General features: G+C 72.3%; 14 protein-coding genes. 9 read left to right on the top strand and 5 right to left on the bottom strand.

Features of this window, described 5'->3' with window-relative positions; all coding sequences use genetic code 11:
- Positions 1-108 precede the first annotated feature (108 nt).
- The 6 genes from MMF93_RS18645 (at position 109) to MMF93_RS18670 (ending at position 7,159) form a co-directional block, all read left to right on the top strand.
- On the top strand, positions 109-2,067 hold the full coding sequence (locus tag MMF93_RS18645) for a hypothetical protein (protein WP_242753042.1): 1,959 nt from the start codon (positions 109-111) through the stop codon (positions 2,065-2,067).
- A gap of 148 nt (positions 2,068-2,215) precedes the next feature.
- Positions 2,216-2,386, top strand: a complete 171-nt coding sequence (locus MMF93_RS18650) for a hypothetical protein (RefSeq protein WP_242753043.1) — start codon at positions 2,216-2,218, stop codon at positions 2,384-2,386.
- Between the two features lie 126 nt (positions 2,387-2,512).
- Positions 2,513-2,923, top strand: coding sequence for a BlaI/MecI/CopY family transcriptional regulator (locus MMF93_RS18655; RefSeq protein ID WP_242753044.1), 411 nt, complete (start codon positions 2,513-2,515; stop codon positions 2,921-2,923).
- Positions 2,924-2,932: 9 nt separating this feature from the next.
- Positions 2,933-3,457 (top strand): amino-acid N-acetyltransferase, encoded by a 525-nt coding sequence (locus MMF93_RS18660; RefSeq protein ID WP_242753045.1) that lies wholly within the window; start codon positions 2,933-2,935, stop codon positions 3,455-3,457.
- Positions 3,458-3,618: 161 nt separating this feature from the next.
- Entirely contained in the window at positions 3,619-3,957 is a 339-nt protein-coding gene (locus MMF93_RS18665) for a histone-like nucleoid-structuring protein Lsr2 (protein WP_242753046.1), read from the top strand.
- 676 nt (positions 3,958-4,633) lie between these two features.
- Positions 4,634-7,159: an ATP-dependent Clp protease ATP-binding subunit gene (locus MMF93_RS18670; protein ID WP_114022015.1), complete on the top strand. Its 2,526-nt coding sequence runs from the start codon at positions 4,634-4,636 to the stop codon at positions 7,157-7,159.
- 78 nt (positions 7,160-7,237) lie between these two features.
- On the opposite strand, the gene MMF93_RS18675 is transcribed toward MMF93_RS18670, so the two are convergent.
- Positions 7,238-9,820, bottom strand: coding sequence for an NACHT domain-containing protein (locus MMF93_RS18675; protein ID WP_242753048.1), 2,583 nt, complete (start codon positions 9,818-9,820; stop codon positions 7,238-7,240).
- Positions 9,821-10,256: 436 nt separating this feature from the next.
- Between MMF93_RS18675 and MMF93_RS18680 the strand changes: the two genes are divergently transcribed.
- Entirely contained in the window at positions 10,257-10,979 is a 723-nt protein-coding gene (locus MMF93_RS18680; protein WP_242753050.1) for a M23 family metallopeptidase, read from the top strand.
- Positions 10,980-11,059: 80 nt separating this feature from the next.
- On the opposite strand, the gene MMF93_RS18685 is transcribed toward MMF93_RS18680, so the two are convergent.
- Positions 11,060-11,629, bottom strand: coding sequence for a TetR/AcrR family transcriptional regulator (locus MMF93_RS18685; RefSeq protein WP_242753052.1), 570 nt, complete (start codon positions 11,627-11,629; stop codon positions 11,060-11,062).
- 110 nt (positions 11,630-11,739) lie between these two features.
- Here MMF93_RS18685 and MMF93_RS18690 point away from each other — a divergent pair, with 110 nt between their 5' ends.
- Positions 11,740-13,491, top strand: coding sequence for an MDR family MFS transporter (locus tag MMF93_RS18690; protein ID WP_242753054.1), 1,752 nt, complete (start codon positions 11,740-11,742; stop codon positions 13,489-13,491).
- A gap of 209 nt (positions 13,492-13,700) precedes the next feature.
- Here MMF93_RS18690 and MMF93_RS18695 read toward each other — a convergent pair whose 3' ends face one another.
- Entirely contained in the window at positions 13,701-14,672 is a 972-nt protein-coding gene (locus tag MMF93_RS18695; protein ID WP_242753062.1) for an HhH-GPD family protein, read from the bottom strand.
- 225 nt (positions 14,673-14,897) lie between these two features.
- Between MMF93_RS18695 and MMF93_RS18700 the strand changes: the two genes are divergently transcribed.
- Positions 14,898-15,779, top strand: coding sequence for a hypothetical protein (locus tag MMF93_RS18700; protein ID WP_242753064.1), 882 nt, complete (start codon positions 14,898-14,900; stop codon positions 15,777-15,779).
- Between the two features lie 136 nt (positions 15,780-15,915).
- Here the strand turns inward: MMF93_RS18700 and disA are convergent, their stop codons facing one another.
- Together disA and radA are read right to left on the bottom strand one after the other, a co-directional pair.
- Entirely contained in the window at positions 15,916-17,037 is a 1,122-nt protein-coding gene (gene disA / locus MMF93_RS18705) for a DNA integrity scanning diadenylate cyclase DisA (protein ID WP_114019003.1), read from the bottom strand.
- 358 nt (positions 17,038-17,395) lie between these two features.
- Positions 17,396-18,799, bottom strand: a complete 1,404-nt coding sequence (gene radA, locus MMF93_RS18710) for a DNA repair protein RadA (RefSeq protein ID WP_242753073.1) — start codon at positions 18,797-18,799, stop codon at positions 17,396-17,398.
- Positions 18,800-18,849 lie beyond the last annotated feature (50 nt).

The raw sequence follows: 18,849 nt of genomic DNA on the forward strand, positions 1-18,849 counted from the left end.
CACGCGCCGCCCCGGCCGCGGGCGGCACGCGCCTCCCCAGCCGCGGGCGCCACGCCCAGAAATCGGGCGATAAGCACATTTAGGGCATAGGGCGCCTATCGTCTCCCCATGCCCACGCCCTACGGTTCCCGAGGCGGCGTGGCGTTCAGCGCCGACGAGCTGCGCGTGCTCGGCGGCGCCCTCGCCACCGCCCTCAAGTCCACACCCGCGCCCGAGGACGCCCGCGCGTACCTGCGGCTCGCCCAGGCCGTGGACGAAGCCGTCCGCGAGGGCAGCAGGCTGCGCTCCTTCCTGCGGGCCGACCTCGCCCGCTACCGCCGGGCCCTGCCCGGCGCCGCCGCCGGCTACCTCGACCAACTGGAGACAGCCCTCGCCTCGGGCCACCGGCCCAGCCGGGACGACCTGGCCGCCCTCCGCGGGCTGTGCGCCCAGCGGGCGGGGGCCGACGAGTCGGCCCGCCGGAGCCGGCTCCTCCACCGCGCCGAGACGCTCGCCACCGCATACGTCCCGCGGGGCCGCCGACCCGCCGATACGGAGCCGGCCGCCGCCATCGGGCCGGCCGCCGGCACCGGGCCGGCTTCCGGCGCCGGGCCGGCTTCCGGTGCCGGGCCGGCTTCCGGTGGTGAGCCGACCGCTGGCGCGGGGCCGACCGCTGGCGCGGGGCCGTCTGTCGGTGGGGATGCGGCCACCGACGTGCGGCCGGTCGCCGACGTGCGGCCGTCTGTCGGCGCGGGAGCGACCGCCGACGGGGACGTGGTCGTCGGCACGGGGCCGACCGCCGGTGGGGAACCGGCCGCCGACGCGCGGCCGATTGCCGACGCGCGACCGGCCGCCCTCGCACGGCCGACCGCCCACGCGCGGCCGACCGCCCACGCGCGGCCGACTGCCGGCGCGGGGCCGACCGGCGGTGAGGATGCGGTCGTCGGCACGGGACCGACCCCCGGCACCCGGCCGGCTTCCGGGGAGGAGCCGGCCGGCGACGCGCAACCGATTGCCGACATGCGGCCGCCCGCCGGCACGGGACCGACCCCCGGTGGGGATGCGGCCGCCGACGCGCGGCCGTCTGTCGACACGCGGCCGACAGTAGGCGCGTGGCCGACTGCCGGTGGGGGTGCGGCCACTGACGTGCGGCCGTCTGTCGGCGCGGGACCGACCGGCGGTGAGGATGCGGTCGTCGGCACGGGACCGACCCCCGGTGGGGAACCGGCCGCCGACGTGCGGCCGGCCGCTGGCATGGGGCCGACTGCCGGCCCGGGGTCGACCCCCGGTGGGGGCGCGGCCGCCGACGCACGGCCGAGTGCCGACGCGCGACCGACCGCCGACGTGCGGCCGACCGCCGACGTGCGGCCGACCGCCGACGTGCGGCCGACCGCCGGCCCGGGGTCGGCTGCCGGCGGGGGCGCGGCCGTCGGTTCGCGAGCAGCCGTCGGTGGGGAGTCGGGCGACGACGTGGGGCCGGGCGGTGGCACGTGCGCCGAGCGCGGCCCCCAGGTGCCTCCCGCCCGCTCCGCGCCTCTCTCCCTTCCCGCCCCGCACGGGCCCACGCGTCTGCCCCGTCCGTCCACCACACCCGGCCCGTCCACGGCACCCGGCCCCACCCCTACCCCCGGTCCGATCCCTGGCCCCGCCACGGCGTCCCCGGGCACAGCCGCCGCGCCCGGCGGCGCCTCCGCACCCGGCAGCACTCCCGAGGCGGGTGCTGCCGCCGCGCCCGGGCGGGGCTCCGTGGCCCAGGCCGGCCCCGGCTCAGGAGCAAGAGCCGCCGCGCGCTCCGAGGTCGCCTCCGGGTCGGAGGGGAACGGCGAGCGGGAGGGGGAGCCCTCTCCCGGTCCGGCGAAGCCCGGCCCCGCCGAGCGGCCCGGGTCTCCGGAGCCCGCCCCGCCGTCCCGTCCCGTCCCCACGCCCGCCGAGGTCTTCCCGCCCCGCCGTCGGACCCCGTCGCAGGACCCCTCTCCCGAGCGGGAGGGCCAGGACCAGGACCAGGACCAGGACCAGGACGAGGCCGAGTCCCGGCATGCGCGCCCGTCCCACTCGCGCGACGGACGCCCGCGCTCGATTCCGGCCTGACCCCGCCTCGCGCCTCGCGCCTCGCGTCTCGCGCCTCGCGCCCCGCCCTCCGGCCCGGGGGCGGGGCCGCACCGAGCGGGTGGTGCGTCCCGCCGGGTGAGGGCGGCGGCGTACGCTGGGGGTCTGGTTCGTCGAGGAGGCTCACGTCATGGATTACCTTGCCGCGCTCACCCCGCCGCTCGTGATGGCGGTGGCCTTCACCGCGCTCATCGTCGTCATGATCAAGAGCCAGGGTGGGGCGAACAAGGCGAAGGAGGACGGTGTCGTCGACGCCGCCCTCTCCCGTGCCGAGGCGGGCCGGAGCGAGTCCGGCAACTGAACGGCAGCTGAGCGGCTGCTGGGTAGCCGCTGAGCAGCCGCTCAGCGACCGCTCACTCCGACAGCGCCGACTGCCCGCCTTCCGGGTAATTCCAGCGATTCGGACATTTTCCACTATTATTCTTCCGTGCCGAGGCCATTGGGAGAGCTGGAAGACGCCGTGATGACCCGGGTATGGCGCTGGAACCGCCCGGTCACCGTGCGGGAAGTCCTCGAGGATCTCCAGAAGGAACGCACCGTCGCGTACACGACGGTGATGACCGTAATGGACAACCTGCGCCAGAAGGGCTGGCTGAGGCGGGAGCAAGAAGGCCGCGCCTATCGATATGCGGCGGTCTCCACTCGGGCCGCATACTCCGCGGCTCTCATGAACGAAGCGTGGTCGGCCAGTGACAACCCGGCCGCCGCGCTCGTCGACTTCTTCGGGATGATGTCGCCGGAACAGGTCGATGTGCTGCGCGCCGCCTTGCGCGTCGTACATCTGAACGGGGTGCATCTCGATCCCCCCGGCGGTGAGGGCCCGGATGACGACCGATAGCGTCCGTTCATGGCAGAACACGCACCGCTATCCCAGGTCACGATCCGCAGGGCTCGCACGGTCGACGTCCCGGCGGTGCGCAGCCTGATCGACACCTACTCGCGCGATCGCATCCTGCTCGACAAAGCCACCGTGACGCTTTACGAGGACATCCAGGAGTTCTGGGTCGCGGAACGGGATGCCGACGCGGAAGTCGTCGGCTGCGGCGCGTTGCACGTGATGTGGGAAGACCTCGCTGAGGTCAGGACGCTGGCCGTCGACCGTTCCCAGCGGGGAACGGGCGTGGGCCATCTGCTGCTGGAGAAGCTACTGCACACCGCGCGCTGGCTGGGGGTGCGGCGCATTTTCTGTCTGACCTTCGAAGTGGACTTCTTCTCCCGGCACGGCTTCACGGAGATCGGTCAGACGCCTGTGGACGGGGACGTCTACAGCGAGCTGCTGCGCTCCTCTGACGAGGGCGTGGCCGAGTTCCTGGGGCTCGAACGAGTGAAGCCCAACACCCTGGGCAACAGCCGCATGCTGCTGCGTCTGTGAACGGTGGCGCCCGACCGTCCTCCACTATGTCCGAAAGGTCCCGCCAATCCCCGTGCGGTGCCGGGCAAACTCAGCACAGGGTTTGTGTTTCTCCCGCAAAAGCGGTTTGCTTTCCACGTCGGTATCTGTAATCAGTTATCCAGTACGAATGGGAGCAACAGGTGGCACAGAAGGTTCAGGTTCTTCTTGTCGACGACCTCGACGGCGGCGAGGCGGACGAGACGGTGACGTTCGCGCTGGACGGTAAGTCGTACGAGATCGATCTCACCACCGCTAATGCGGACAAGCTCCGTTCCGCTCTGGAGCCCTATCTGAAGAACGGGCGGCGTACCGGTGGCCGTTCCGCGCGCGGAAAGGGCGGCCGCTCAGGATCGGCTTCGGGTGCGGGTCAGGACACGGCGAAGATCCGCGCGTGGGCCAAGGAGCAGGGTTACGAGGTCAATGACCGCGGCCGTGTTCCCGCCAGCATTCGTGAGGCGTACGAGAAGGCCAACGGCTGAGTCATTCCGGTTGATCAGTTGTCCGGCCCGCTCCCGAGGGCCGTTTTCCGGTGCGGGAGGCCCCGCGCGGGCCTCCCGAGGGCCCTGGTGCGCCCCGCGCGGTTCCCGCCGGCGGCCCGAGCCGCAGTGCGGGCGTCCCGTGGCGGACGCCGCCGAGCGGGACGGAGGCCGGGGTGACCCGCTCCGGGACAGTCGCGGCGATCACGCAACGTCGACGGTGCTCACCCAGGGTGTGCGCGCCCTGTAGGTACTGACGCGCATCCGTGTCCCGGTGTTCGCCCTGAGCGGATGTGGGCGACCGTATACGGGCGACGCCGCATGGATTGTCACACCGAGCGGGTAAGAAGGCTTCAGGAGCCTTAAAGCCCAGGTGGCGCAGGGCGGAACGGGGGTGCTGAGGCGCGTGCCTCGTCGTGTGCGGACGCGTCGGGAAGAGGGCGTTCGCCGTCGGCGTAGTGGATCCAGGTGAATACGCCTGGCCTGCGGGAACATCGTCTCGCACCATCGGGTTGGAACTGTTGTCGGCTGTCCGGGGCAGGAGGCGCATGATCGACCGGATCGACCGGCCAGCAGTCGGCAGTTGGAATGAGCGGTCCCCCGTTGCGGGACTAAGCTGCGGAAGGACAGCGAGGGGAGCGTCCCCTCACTGCCTGACCGCTCTGAGGAGCGATTAACGATGTTCGAGAGGTTCACCGACCGCGCGCGGCGGGTTGTCGTCCTGGCTCAGGAAGAAGCCCGGATGCTCAACCACAACTACATCGGCACCGAGCACATCCTTCTGGGCCTGATCCACGAAGGTGAAGGTGTCGCCGCTAAGGCACTGGAGAGCCTCGGGATCTCGCTTGAGGCTGTCCGGCAGCAGGTGGAGGAGATCATCGGCCAGGGCCAGCAGGCGCCCTCCGGCCACATCCCCTTCACTCCCCGTGCCAAGAAGGTGCTGGAGCTGTCGCTCCGCGAAGCCCTTCAGCTCGGCCACAACTACATCGGCACGGAGCACATCCTGCTGGGCCTGATCCGCGAGGGCGAGGGCGTCGCCGCCCAGGTCCTCGTGAAGCTGGGCGCCGACCTGAACCGGGTCCGCCAGCAGGTCATCCAGCTCCTGTCCGGTTACTCCGGTGGCAAGGAAGCCGCCACGGCCGGCGGACCCGCCGAGGGCACGCCGTCCACCTCGCTCGTTCTGGACCAGTTCGGCCGCAATCTGACGCAGGCCGCCCGCGAGTCCAAGCTCGACCCGGTCATCGGGCGCGAGAAGGAGATCGAGCGGGTCATGCAGGTCCTGTCCCGCCGCACCAAGAACAACCCGGTGCTGATCGGCGAGCCCGGCGTCGGCAAGACCGCCGTCGTCGAGGGGCTGGCGCAGGCCATCGTCAAGGGCGAGGTGCCCGAGACCCTCAAGGAGAAGCACCTCTACACCCTGGACCTGGGCGCGCTGGTCGCGGGCTCCCGCTACCGCGGTGACTTCGAGGAGCGCCTGAAGAAGGTGCTCAAGGAGATCCGCACCCGCGGCGACATCATCCTGTTCATCGACGAGCTGCACACCCTGGTCGGTGCGGGCGCCGCCGAGGGCGCCATCGACGCCGCCAGCATCCTCAAGCCGATGCTGGCCCGCGGCGAGCTGCAGACCATCGGTGCCACGACGCTGGACGAGTACCGCAAGTACCTGGAGAAGGACGCGGCCCTGGAGCGCCGCTTCCAGCCCATCCAGGTGGCGGAGCCCTCGCTGCCGCACACCATCGAGATCCTCAAGGGCCTGCGCGACAGGTACGAGGCGCACCACCGCGTCTCCATCACCGACGCGGCCCTGGTCGGCGCGGCCACGCTCGCCGACCGCTACATCTCGGACCGCTACCTGCCGGACAAGGCCATCGACCTGATCGACGAGGCCGGCTCCCGCATGCGTATCCGCCGGATGACGGCCCCGCCGGACCTGCGCGAGTTCGACGAGAAGATCGCGAACGTGCGCCGGGACAAGGAGTCCGCGATCGACTCGCAGGACTTCGAGAAGGCCGCCTCCCTCCGGGACACGGAGAAGCAGCTGCTGGCGGAGAAGGCCAAGCGGGAGAAGGAGTGGAAGGCCGGCGACATGGACGTCGTCGCCGAGGTCGACGAGGACCTGATCGCCGAGGTCCTGGCCGCCTCCACGGGCGTGCCGGTCATGCGGCTCACCGAGGAGGAGTCCAGCAGGCTCCTGCGCATGGAGGACGAGCTGCACAAGCGCGTCATCGGCCAGGAGGACGCCATCAAGGCGCTCTCCCAGGCGATCCGGCGCACCCGTGCGGGTCTGAAGGACCCCAAGCGTCCCGGTGGCTCGTTCATCTTCGCCGGCCCGTCCGGCGTCGGTAAGACGGAGCTGTCCAAGACGCTGGCGGAGTTCCTGTTCGGCGACGAGGACGCGCTGATCTCCCTCGACATGTCGGAGTTCGGCGAGAAGCACACCGTCTCGCGGCTGTTCGGCTCCCCGCCCGGCTACGTCGGGTACGAGGAGGGCGGTCAGCTCACCGAGAAGGTGCGCCGCAAGCCGTTCTCCGTCGTCCTGTTCGACGAGGTCGAGAAGGCCCACCCGGACATCTTCAACTCGCTGTTGCAGATCCTGGAGGACGGTCGCCTGACCGACTCGCAGGGCCGGGTCGTGGACTTCAAGAACACCGTCATCATCATGACGACCAACCTGGGCACCCGGGACATCTCCAAGGGCTTCAACCTCGGCTTCGCCGGCCAGGGTGACGTCCGCGCGGGGTACGACCGGATGAAGGCCAAGGTCAACGACGAGCTCAAGCAGCACTTCCGCCCCGAGTTCCTCAACCGCGTGGACGACACGGTGGTCTTCCACCAGCTCACGCAGGAGGACATCATCCGCATCGTGGACCTGATGATCCAGCAGGTCGACGAGCGGCTGAAGGACCGCGACATGGGCATCGAGCTCAGCCAGGACGCCAAGGAGCTGCTGGCCAAGAAGGGCTACGACCCGGTGATGGGTGCCCGGCCGCTGCGCCGGACCATCCAGCGCGAGGTGGAGGACATCCTCTCGGAGAAGATCCTCTTCGGGGAGCTGCGTCCCGGGCACATCGTGGTCGTCGACACCGAGGGGGAGGGCGAGGCGAAGACCTTCACCTTCCGCGGTGAGGAGAAGTCGGCGCTGCCGGACGCTCCTCCGGTGGAGTCCGCCGCGGGCGGTGGCCCGAACCTGAGCAAGGAGGCGTAAGCCTCCACCGCACCACCGAGCGGGGCCGGCCAGAGATGGCCGGCCCCGCTCGCGTGCGCTCCCCGCTTCCGCTGCGGGCTAGGACATGATGCGGATGCCCTCGGGTACGCCGCTGACGCGCGGCAGCCGCGGGTTGACCCGCAGGGTCGTCAGCTGGGGGAAGGCGGCGAGCCACCCCATGGGGACGCCGAGGTCGTAGGCGAGCCACAGGTGGGTCAGCTGCTCGCGCACGAGCCCCTCCAGCAGCTCGTCGGGCGTGAAGGGCCCGACGATCTGCACGCGGGCCCTGCCGCCGAGTTTCCGCAGCGCGGCCAGCTCGTACCGGTCGGAGACGGGGTAGTACAGGCCCTCGGGGTCGAGGTGCCCGATGATCTCGTCCGCGTACCGGTCGGTGTCGAAGTTGTGCCACCCTCGCGCGAGCTCGGCCCGCAGCTGGAGGGAGGCCCGGTTGCGGAGCTGGGCGAGGTAGTGGACGGCGGCGTCGTCGTTGATCCGGGTGACGGTGACGGCGAGCCGGTGGGCCTCGCGGTCGGTGACGTGGGCGGGGTCGGGGAGCATCTCCAGGACTATGGGGCCCACCCAGCCGAGGCTGCGGGCGGCTTCCACGGTGGTGGGGCGCACCATGTTGCGGGTCTCGCGCCGGATGCGGGCGTGCGTGTCGGGGTCCAGTTCGGTGACGTGTTCGAGGCAGGCCGCCGCCAGCAGGCGGCGCCGGTTGCGCTGCATGCCCTTGCGTCCTGGCGCCAGCAGGCCGCCGAGGAGCCGCGCGCACTCCGCCGGGCGGGCGTGGGCGACGGCCATGCGGATGACCTCTTCCCACTCGGTCTCGTGGGCGTGGTCGAGGAGCAGGTCGAAGGCGCCCTGTTCGACGGCTTCCTTGGCGGCGAGGTAGTCCTGCACGGTGCGGTGGACGAACTCCACCGAGCGGTCGGGCTGCTCGCGGAGCAGCCCGGTGCGCAGCAGCAGGTGGTTGAAGATGTCCTCGGGGCGGCCCTGGCCCGCCGTGGAGGGGATGGCCGGCAGGTTGCGGGAGATCTCCTCGAGCGCTTCGTCCAGGGGCATCTCGGCGCGCCGCTCGACCAGCATCCGGAAGGCGAGTTTGCGCAGCAGCCGCTCGCGGGCGCCGCGCCGCAGTTTGACGGCGTCGGCGTACAGCACCCGGCGTTCGGGGTCGCGCCGCTGGAGCAGCATCTCCATCGCCGCTTCGTACAGCTCCTTGCGGCCGTGCGGCAGGGAGCCCGAGCGGTCGCGGTTGAGGGCGCAGATCAGTCCGCACATCAGCGGGTTGGTGGCCAGTCCGCGCAGTTCGCGGTAGAGGGGGATGGAGGCCAGCAGCCGGTCGCGGTACTCGGCCAGCAGGTGGTGGTCCTTGCCCTCGTCGTCGGCGGCGGCCGCGTGCCAGGCGGTGATGAAGGTGGCGACCTGGTCCCGGCTCATCGGTGCGAGTCTCAGCTCGTCGAAGCCCTCGTCGGCCAGCCAGTTCGCCTCCACGGACGAGGGGCGGGCGGTGACGAGGCAGAAGTTGCCCGAGTAGATCCGCATGAGGCGGCGCAGTTGGTCGCGGAGTGCGGCGCGTTCGGACTCGGGGGCCTCGTCGATGCCGTCGACCAGCAGCAGCCCCCGTTCCTCGGTCAGTACGCGTGCCGCCCAGCCGTCGGGTGCCTCGTCGGCGAGCGGGTGGCGCACGGCGTGCAGGAAGTCGTCGGGGGAGGGGAATCCCTCGCGGGCGAAGCGGCGTACGGGCAGGACGAGCGGTATCCGGCCGCGGAGCGAGGCGAGTTCGGCCGGCAGCGCGTCCCGTGCCGTGGCGACGGCGAGCCACTGCACCAGCGTCGTCTTGCCGGAGCCGGCCACGCCGCGCAGCAGAACTCTTTCGTGTCCGCCCAGCGCCCTGTCGGCGGGGAGTACGGGCTCGCCGCTGTCCTCGCCGTTCATCTCGGCCCGCCGCTCGGGGTTGTCGAACTCGGCGCTGAGGGAGAGGTAGGTGGCGTCCAGCGACCAGCTGTCGGGGGTGTTCGGGTTGGGCAGGTCGATGCCGTGGATGGTGACCCGGTTGTGCTCCTCGGCGACGGAGCGGGCGTACCTGACCTCGAACTCGGCGTCGGCGGCGGACGGCTCGGGGCGGCCGCGTACGGCTTCGACATCGTTGAGGTCGATCAACTGGCGTATCCGGTGTGCGCGTTCAGGCATGTGTTCGGCGAGGACGGGGGAGCGGCGGATCAGGTGGTGCAGCAGGTGGAGGCAGACGGTGACCAGCAGCCGGTCGTGGAACCAGGCGGCGTCCGGGTTCAGCTCCCGGTCGGCGCCCGGCACCGCGGAGCGCAGCCGGCGCGCGTAGTCCTGCGGCCCCAGCCGTACCGCCTGCACGTCCGTGACGTCCAGCTCGCCGATGATCCACAACATGCGCGAGAGCACCGCGGCGACCGGCGTCTCGTCCCTGGCCGGCAGCCGGTGGGCGGGCGCCGTCAGACTCACCAGCTCCTCGGCGAGGGAGAGCAGCGACGCGTAGCTCAGCGGCGGCGCCTCCCCTCGGAAGGAGACGAGCCGCGCCAGCAACTCCCCCTCGGCCTGCGCCTTGTCCGGCGTGGCCTCCACGGGGAGCAGGAACTGGCTGACGAGGGGGTCGGCGACGGCGGAGGCGAGCCGGACGGCAGGGTCCATGTGAGCGGGCTCCCGGGGACGGGGGCGGGGTGGCGGGCGCGTGCGGGCTGGTGGCGGTCGGGTCCCCCACCAGCGTAGGCCGTCCGTGTGGCAGCGGTCACCCTGCGTTCGCGCCAGGGTTGGCCGGTCGTGCGTGCCGTGCGCGCGGCCCTGTGGGCGGGGCCACATCCGAGGGGCCGGGAACGGGCCGCGCCCGTGAGGTGGGGCACAGGCGGCCCGGAGTCTACGAGGCCGCTTAGGAGAGGGCGGCGCGCCGGCGGGCGCGGGGGGCGGGGCGGGGCCCGGCGCCGGAGCGCCGAGTGGCGTGCGTCTCTCGTGCTACTACGGGGGCGTTTAGTAATAACGGTCCTTGATGTCCTTTTTCTGGCGGGTTACCAAGGGGGCGCGTCCGGGTTCGGGCGCACTTCACGAACCCCCTCACGGAGGTAGCACCCGCATGCGGAAGTTCAGGACCACCAATCGCGCCGCTGTCGTCTCGGCGTCCCTCGTCGCCGGGCTCGGCGCGTCGATGGCCCTGGGGGCCGGCACCGCGTCCGCGGCCGGGAAGGCCGAGACCGGCGCCGCCCACACCGACCTCTTCGCGCTCGGCACGGCCAACCAGCTCGCCGAGTCCACCCGCGCCCAGGCCGACGCGCACCGCAAGGCCGCCGAGGCGGCGAAGAAGAGCGAGCAGCGCGCCGCCGAGGCGAAGAAGCACGCCGCCGAGAAGGCCGCCAGGGACGCCGAACGTCTCCAGCTGTCCTGGGTCAAGCCCGTCTCGGGCAAGTACGAGCTGAGCGCCACCTTCGGCAAGGCAGGCGGCCGCTGGGCGCACAACCACTCGGGCCAGGACTTCGCCGTGGACATCGGCACCCCCGTCAAGGCGGTGCACCAGGGCACCGTCGTCAAGGCGGGCCCGAACGGCGCAGGCGACGGCCCCGCGTACGGCAACGCCATCGTCATCCGGCACGAGAACGGCGCGTACTCGCAGTACGCGCACCTCTCCGAGATCGACGTCAAGCCGGGTCAGCAGATCAAGACCGGCCAGGCCATAGCCAAGTCGGGCAACACGGGCAACTCCTCAGGACCGCACCTGCACTTCGAGGTCCGCCAGGGTCCCGACTACGGCACCGCCGTCGACCCCGTCAGCGCGATGCACGCGGTGGGCGTCGACTTCTGAGCCGACCCCGCCCCGACGGACTCTCCACGCCAGGCCCCGGCACTCCCCGTGCCGGGGCCTTCGGCGCGCTCGCGCATGATTCAGGCGCCGTCGCCGTGGTGGGCGGCGGTGACCAGCTCCTCGGCGACCTCCAGGGCCGCCCGGCGCTTGTCCTCGGGGCCCGCGCCCGAGCTGTCCAGGGTGAAGAGCGTCGAGTGCATGGTGAACAGCGCTGAGGTGCAGCGCACCTGGTCGGTGAGGGCCGCGTCCTGGTCCTTGAGGAACCCCAGGAGGGTGAAGATCCGCTTCTTCATCTGCTCGCCGATGGACAGCTCGCGCAGCGTCGCCTGGTTCTCGTGCATGAACCGCACCAGCGGGGTGGCGTTGCCGATGCACGCGCTGTAGCGGCGGAGGATCTGGAGCTTGGCCTCCAGCGTGGTCGGGCGGTGTACCCGCGCCCAGGCGATGACCTCGTCGCACGGGCCGAGCACCAGGTCCTCAAAGAGGCTGGTGACCAGGTCCTCCTTCGTCTTGAAGTGGTAGTAGAGCGCGGCCTTGGTCACGCCGAGCTGCTCGGCGATCTCTCTGAGTGAGGTCTTCTCGTAGCCACGTTCGGCGAACAGCTTCAGGGCGACGTCCTGAATGCGCTGACGGGTGTTTCCCCTGCTCATGCCGACCCCTTCACAACTTACTTGACGCCCGGCTAGTGAGGACCTAGCTTGTCCATCGTACTGAACTAGCCGTGCGGCAAGTAAAGCACGGGCAAACGAGGGGGCGGCGCATGGCTGCGAGTGGGGCGACGAAACGAGCGAAACGGGAGGGTGAGGGCGTCGGAGCGGACGATGGCGCCGGCGGAGGCCGAGAACTGACCGAGCGGGCGGACTCGGCACCGGCCCCTTCGGCGGACCCCGGCGCGGCGCAGACCACCACGGCGGCGCAGCCCTCTGCGGGAGCGCAGACCGCCACGGCGGCGGATGCGGACCCCGGGCCCGCCGGGCCCAAACCGCGCAGCGTCCGGGTCGTCCTCTTCTCGCTGATGATCGCCGTCCTGCTGGCGATGCTGGACAACATGATCGTGGGCACCGCCATGCCCACCATCGTCGGTGAGCTCGGCGGCCTCGAACACCTCTCCTGGGTCGTCACCGCCTACACGCTCACCACCGCCGCCTCGACCCCGCTGTGGGGCAAGCTCGGCGACATGTACGGGCGCAAGGGCGTCTTCCTCACCTCGATCCTCGTCTTCCTCGCCGGCTCGGTCACCTCGGGCGCCGCCCAGACGATGGGCCAGCTCATCGGCTTCCGCGCCCTCCAGGGGCTCGGCGCGGGCGGCCTGATGGTCGGCGCCATGGCGATCATGGGCGACCTGATCCCGCCCCGTGAGCGCGGCAAGTACATGGGCACGATGGCCGGGGTGATGTCGCTGGCCATGATCGGCGGCCCGCTCGTCGGCGGCACGCTCACCGACCACCTCGGCTGGCGCTGGGCCTTCTACATCAACCTGCCGCTGGGCGCCGTCGCGCTCGCGATGGTCACCACCGTGCTGCACCTGCCCAAGAAGCGCAGCAAGGGACGGATCGACTACCTCGGGGCCGCGCTGCTGACCACCGGCATCACCGCCGCGGTCCTGGTCACCAGCTGGGGCGGCACCGAGTACGCCTGGGGCTCGGGCACCATCCTCGGCATCGGGGCGCTCGCGGTGGCCGCGCTGGTCGCCTTCCCGTTCGTGGAGCGCCGGGTCGCCGAGCCGATCCTGCCGCTGGGCGTCTTCCGCAGCGGCAACTTCTCGCTGGTCACCCTCATCGGGTTCCTGCTCGGCTTCGTGATGTTCGGCTCGATGACGTTCCTGCCGCTCTTCCAGCAGAGCGTCCAGGGGGCCTCGGCCACCAACTCCGGGCTGCTGCTGCTCCCCGTGCTGCTCCCGATGATGGTCGTCTCCGTCGTCACGGGCCGCGCCACCACGAAGACGGGGAAGTACCGCGCCTACCCGATCATCGGCGGCGCGCTGATACCGGTCGGCCTCTTCCTCCTCGCCCAGATGGAGTCCGGCACCAGCCGACTGACCTCCGGGCTCTACATGGCGGTGCTCGGCGCCGGCATGGGCTTCCTGATGCAGTTGACCATGCTCATCGCGCAGAACAGCGTGGAGCTCAAGGACATGGGCGTCGCCTCGTCGACGACCACGCTCTTCCGCACCATCGGCGGCTCCTTCGGCGTCGCCCTGATGGGCACGCTCTTCACCCGCCAGGTCGAGGACTCCATGCGGGAGGCCGCGGCCGCGGGCGGTGGTGCCGGCGGTGGGGGAGCGGCGAAGCTCACCGAGGGCGGCGCCCAGCTCGACGCCGCCTCCCTCGCCAAGCTGCCCGACGCGGTCCGCATGGCCTACGAGCACGCCGTCGCGGACGGCACCCACGTGGTCTTCCTGATGTCGGCGGGCATCGCGGCGCTCGCCTTCGTCGCCGCCTGGTTCATCAAGGAGGTGCCCCTCAAGGGCGCCACCGCGCAGGAAGCGCAGCAGCCGCAGGAATCGGCGTAGCGGGACGGAGCGGCGGTCGGCGTCCGCTGTCAGCGGGCCTGCCCGGGTGCCCGTCGTCCGGCGAGGGCGACGGGCACCGGCCGCCGCCGCCGGGCTGCCCGCCCGGCGGCGCACCCCGGCTGATCCAGTCCCGCCACACCAGCGGCGCCGAGCCAGCCCGCCGAACCACTCCGCCGAGCCAGTCCGGCTGAGCTCGTGCTCAGCCGGACTCAGCTCAGCGGCAGGCGGTACCGCTTGCCGTCCAGCGGTTCGACCAGCCCGTCGGAGACGAGCCCGTCCAGCGCCCGTGCGCGCTGGATCGGCTCGTGCCAGACGCGGTCGAGATCGGCCTGCGCCACCGGCTCCTTCGCGGCGCGCAGCACGGCGAGCAGCCGGCCACGCACCTGCCGGTCGGTACCGGCGTACGCCTGGGTGCGCCGGGCGGGACCCTGGTGCTCGGGCGCGCCCGCCAGCTGCCAGGCGCAGCGCGCGGCGATCGGGCAGCGCGCGCACTGGGGGCTGCGTGCGGTGCACACCAGCGCGCCCAGTTCCATGGTCGCCGCGGCCCAGCGGGAGGCCGTCGTGTCGTCCTCGGGCAACAGCGCGCGGGCGAGCTTGCGTTCGGCGGCGGTCGTCGCGTTGGGCGGGTACTGGCGGCCGGTGACGGCGCGCGCGAAGACGCGGCGCACGTTGGTGTCGAGCACCGCGTGCCGTTTGCCGTACGCGAAGGAGACGACGGCGGCGGCCGTGTACTCGCCCACGCCCGGCAGCGCCAGCAACTGCGCGTGCTCGACGGGCACCTCGCCGCCGTGCCGTTCCGCTATGGCCTTGGCGGCCCCGTGCAGCCGCAGGGCGCGCCGCGGATAGCCGAGGCGGCCCCAGGCGCGCACGGCCTCGCCGGGCGCCTCGGCGGCCAGGTCGGCGGGGCGCGGCCAGCGCTTCATCCACTCCTCGTACACCGGCAGTACGCGGTTCACGGGGGTCTGCTGGAGCATGAACTCGCTGACCATGACGCCCCACGCGCCCGCCTCCGGGCGGCGCCAGGGGAGGTCGCGGGCGTGTGTGGCGAACCAGTCGACGACGGGGGCATGAAGGGCGCGCGCCGTCTCGTGCAGGGCGGGGTCGACGGCTTCGGATTCCGCGGCGCGTGCTGCCGGGGCGCCGGCCGAAGCGGCTTGGGAGGTCTCGGTGGTCGCAGTCATGGCACATCCGATCCTGGCACGGCGCTCCTCATCCGAAAAACGCACACGCGGTACGCAAGCCTGTCCGTCACGTACGCCACGTACGCCATGTATCCGCGTCGAACTCCGCAGAGCGGGACAACCTGCTGCAAATCCCCTGGACATCGGGCAGCTCATCACAACAATCGGCGGTCTGAGCGGCGGGTACGGGCCTGTGAGGCGCCTGATGTCTCGTAAGGTTTCCGCGTGGGATCTCTGCGCAATCCGATCGGGCCGCTTCCCTCCTCCATCTACTGGCGACGGAGGGCAGTTGTTCTTGCTGTCCTCGCGCTGCTGGTCCTGATCGTCGTCTGGGCGCTGGTCTCGACGAGCGGCGAAGAGCCGGGTAACGAGGGCAAGAACGGCGACAAGGGCAACGGGCCCGCCGGCACGATCACCCCGGGGCCCACCGACTCGGGACCCGCGATCAGCGACCGGCCGGGCGGCCGGGACGAGGAGGACGGCGGAGCGGACGGCTCGGGCTCCTCCGGCGGCTCGGGTTCCTCGGGCGGTTCTGACGCGGAGGACCAGTCGTCCGCGGGTGGCACCGGCTGGGGCGCGGGCGACGGGGGTTCGGGAGCGGGCGGCGCCGACTCCGCGGGGTCCTCCTCCGGTTCGGGTTCAGGATCGGGTTCGGGATCCGGCGGCTCGGGCGGCGGCGGTGCGGCGGGCGTGCCGGCACCGCCGGAGCTGGCCAACTGCCGCGAGGGTGACGTGAAGCTGAAACTGCGCAGCGTCGAGAAGAAGTACGGCCCGGGCGAGAAGCCGCGGTTCGAGCTGAAGGTCACCAACGAGCGCGGCAGCGCCTGCAAGATCGACCTGGGCCGTACCGCCACCATCGTGACGATCAACAACCCGGACGACGCCAAGTTCTGGGCCTCGGACGACTGCCCGCCCACCAAGAAGCCGCTGCTGCGCAAGGTGCCGGGCGACGGCTCCTCGACGCACACCCTCACCTGGTTCCGCAAGGCCAGCGCGGCCAACTGCGGCACCCCCACCTTCGAGGCGCCGAAGGCCGGAACCTACGAGATCGAGGTGAAGGTCGAGGGCCTCAAGACGGTGCGGACGACCTTCCGGCTGGTCACGTAGGCGGGCGGACCGCGGTGGGCCCGGCGCTCACCCGTAGCCCGGCGCTCATCCGCAGCCGGGCGCTCACCCGCAGCCGGGCGCTCATCCGCAGTGTCCGAGGCCCGGCGCCCACGTACGGCGCGCGAGGCCCGGCGGCTCACACGTAGCGTTCGAGGATCGAGGACTCGGCGAGGCGCGAGAGGCCCTCGCGGACCGAGCGGGCGCGTGCCTCGCCGACGCCGTCCACGGCCTGGAGGTCGTCCACGCTGGCGGCCAGCAGCTTCTGCAGCCCGCCGAAGTGGTCCACGAGCCGGTCGATGACGGTGCCCGGCAGCCGGGGCACCTTCGCCAGCAGCCGGAAGCCGCGCGGCGAGACGGCCGAGTCGAGCGTCTCGGGGGCGCCGCTGTAGCCCAGCGCCCGCGCCACGGTGGCCAGTTCGAGCAGCTCGGTGTGGGTGAGCCGGTCCAGATCGCTGAGCGCGTCGGGAACGGCGCGCACCCGGCGGCCCGCGCCGACCGTCTGCGGCGCGTAGTCGCGCACGACCAGCTCGCGCTCCGGCTCGACGCCCGCGATCAGCTCGTCCAGCTGGAGGGAGAGCAGCCGCCCGTCGGTGCCCAGCTCGACCACGTACTGCTCGATCTCCGTGGCGATGCGGCGGACCATCTCCAGCCGCTGCGCCACCGCCGTCACGTCGCGCACCGTGACGAGGTCCTCGATCTCCAGCGCGGAGAGCGTGCCGGCGACCTCGTCCAGGCGCAGCTTGTAGCGCTCCAGCGTGGCCAGGGCCTGGTTGGCGCGGGAGAGGATCGCCGCCGAGTCCTCCAGCGTGCGGCGCTGCCCGTCGACGTAGAGGGCGATCAGCCGCATCGACTGGCTGACGGAGATGACGGGATACCCCGTCTGGATGGAGACGCGCTGCGCCGTGCGGTGCCGGGTGCCGGTCTCCTCCGTCTCGATCGAGGCGTCGGGCACGAGCTGCACGCCCGCCCGCACGATCTTGGTGGTGTCCTTGTCGAGGATGAGCGCACCGTCCAGCTTGCACAGCTCGCGCAGCCGGGTGGCGGTGAAGTCCACGTCGAGCACGAAGCCGCCGGTGCACAGCTGCTCGACGTTCTTGTCCATGCCCAGGACGATCAGTCCGCCGGTGTTGCCGCGCAGGACGCGCTCCAGGCCGTCGCGCAGCGCCGTCCCCGGCGCGACCGCGCTCAGCGAGGCGCGCATCAGGCCGGACGCCCCCTCGGCCCTGCCCAGGGCCGCGGCCCGGTCGTTGGCTGCCACTGCACTCCTTCGGTCGTGCGGGTGCCTGTCGGCGTTTCCTCGACCTCCGGACCACCGCACCGGGGCGGACACCGTGCCGTTCCCCCCTCGCCGCGACCGCGTCGCGACGGTGCGCACAGCCCCCGTGGTGCTCGTGGTTGGTCGAGACCGGGGCAAAGTCTACCGGCGCACCGGGGAGTACCCCTCGCGGCGTGTGAGGGGGCGGGTCCGACGGCCCGAGGGGAGCCCGAGGTGAGCCCGAGGTGAGCCCGAGGTGAGCCCGGGGGAGGGTGGGCACGGGCGGGTGCCGGGCCCGCGGGGACGGCGCTCGGCGCGGGGCGCCCGGCCCACCGGGGCCGGCTGAGCCGCCGGAGTCGGCTCAGCCGGCGGCGGCCGCGCCCGAGCGTGCCGGGCGGGCCGGCAGCACCCGCAGTGCCTCGCCGATGTCGGCGACCTCCAGCACCCGCATCCCCTCGGGCACCCGCCCCGGGTCGCCTGGCACCAGGGCGTGCGTGAAGCCGAGGCGCGCGGCCTCCGTCAGCCGCCGCTGCACACCCGTCACCCGGCGGACCTCGCCCGCCAGGCCGACCTCGCCGATCGCCACCAGGTTCTTCGGCAGCGGGGTGTCCCCCGCGGCGCTGGCGAGCGCGAGAGCCACCGCGAGGTCCGCCGCGGGTTCCGACAGCCGCACCCCGCCGACCGTCGCGCTGTAGATGTCCCGCTTGCCCAGCGCGTTGATCCGGCCCCGCTGCTCCAGGACGGCCAGCATCATCGACACCCGCGAGTTCTCCAGCCCCGAGGTCGTCCGCCGCGGGGAGGGGATCTGCGTGTCGACGGTGAGCGCCTGGACCTCGGCGACCAGGGGGCGGCGGCCCTCCAGCGTCACCGTCAGACAGGTGCCGGGCACCGGCTCGTCGCGGCGGGTCAAAAACAGGCCCGAGGGGTCGGCCAGCCCTGTGATGCCCTCGTCGTGCAGCTCGAAGCAGCCGACCTCGTCGGTCGCCCCGTACCGGTTCTTCACCCCGCGCACCAGCCGCAGCCGCGCGTGCCGGTCGCCCTCGAAGTGCAGGACGACGTCCACCAGGTGCTCCAGCAGGCGGGGTCCGGCGATGGCGCCGTCCTTGGTGACGTGGCCGACCAGCAGCGTGGACATGCCGCGCTCCTTGGACGCGCGGATCAGCGCGCCCGCCACCTCCCGCACCTGCGCGACACCGCCGGGGGCGCCGTCGATCTCGGGCGAGGCCACCGTCTGCACCGAGTCCAGCACCAGCAGGGAGGGCTTCACCTCGTCGAGGTGGGCCAGCACCGCGGACAGGTCCGTCTCGGCTGTCAGGTACAGGTGGTCGCTGAGGGCGCCGATGCGGTCGGCGCGCAGCCGCACCTGGCCCGCGGACTCCTCGCCCGTGACGTAGAGGGTGCGGTGGTCGTCGTCCGCCGCCTTGGCCGCCACGTCCAGCAGCAGCGTGGACTTGCCGACCCCCGGCTCCCCGGCGAGCAGCACCACGGCGCCGGGCACCAGGCCGCCGCCCAGCACCCTGTCCAGCTCGGGCACCCCCGTGCCGCGCGCCGTCGCCTGCCGGCCGTCGACCTGGCCGATGGGCAGCGCGGGCGCGGAGACCCGGCCCGGTGCGGTGGTGCGGACCGCCGGGCTGCCGCCCGCCTCCTCGACGGTGCCCCAGGCGTGGCACTCGGGGCAGCGCCCCAGCCACTTGGCGGTCTGCCAACCGCATTCGGTGCAGCGGTAGGTGGGACGGTCCTTCGCGGAGGTTTTACGGGTGGCCATGACGGTCACGGTACCGACGACCACCGACAGCGGGTCCTGACCGGCCGCAC

The organism is Streptomyces tubbatahanensis (genome assembly GCF_022699385.1).
GTDB lineage: Bacteria > Actinomycetota > Actinomycetes > Streptomycetales > Streptomycetaceae > Streptomyces > Streptomyces diacarni.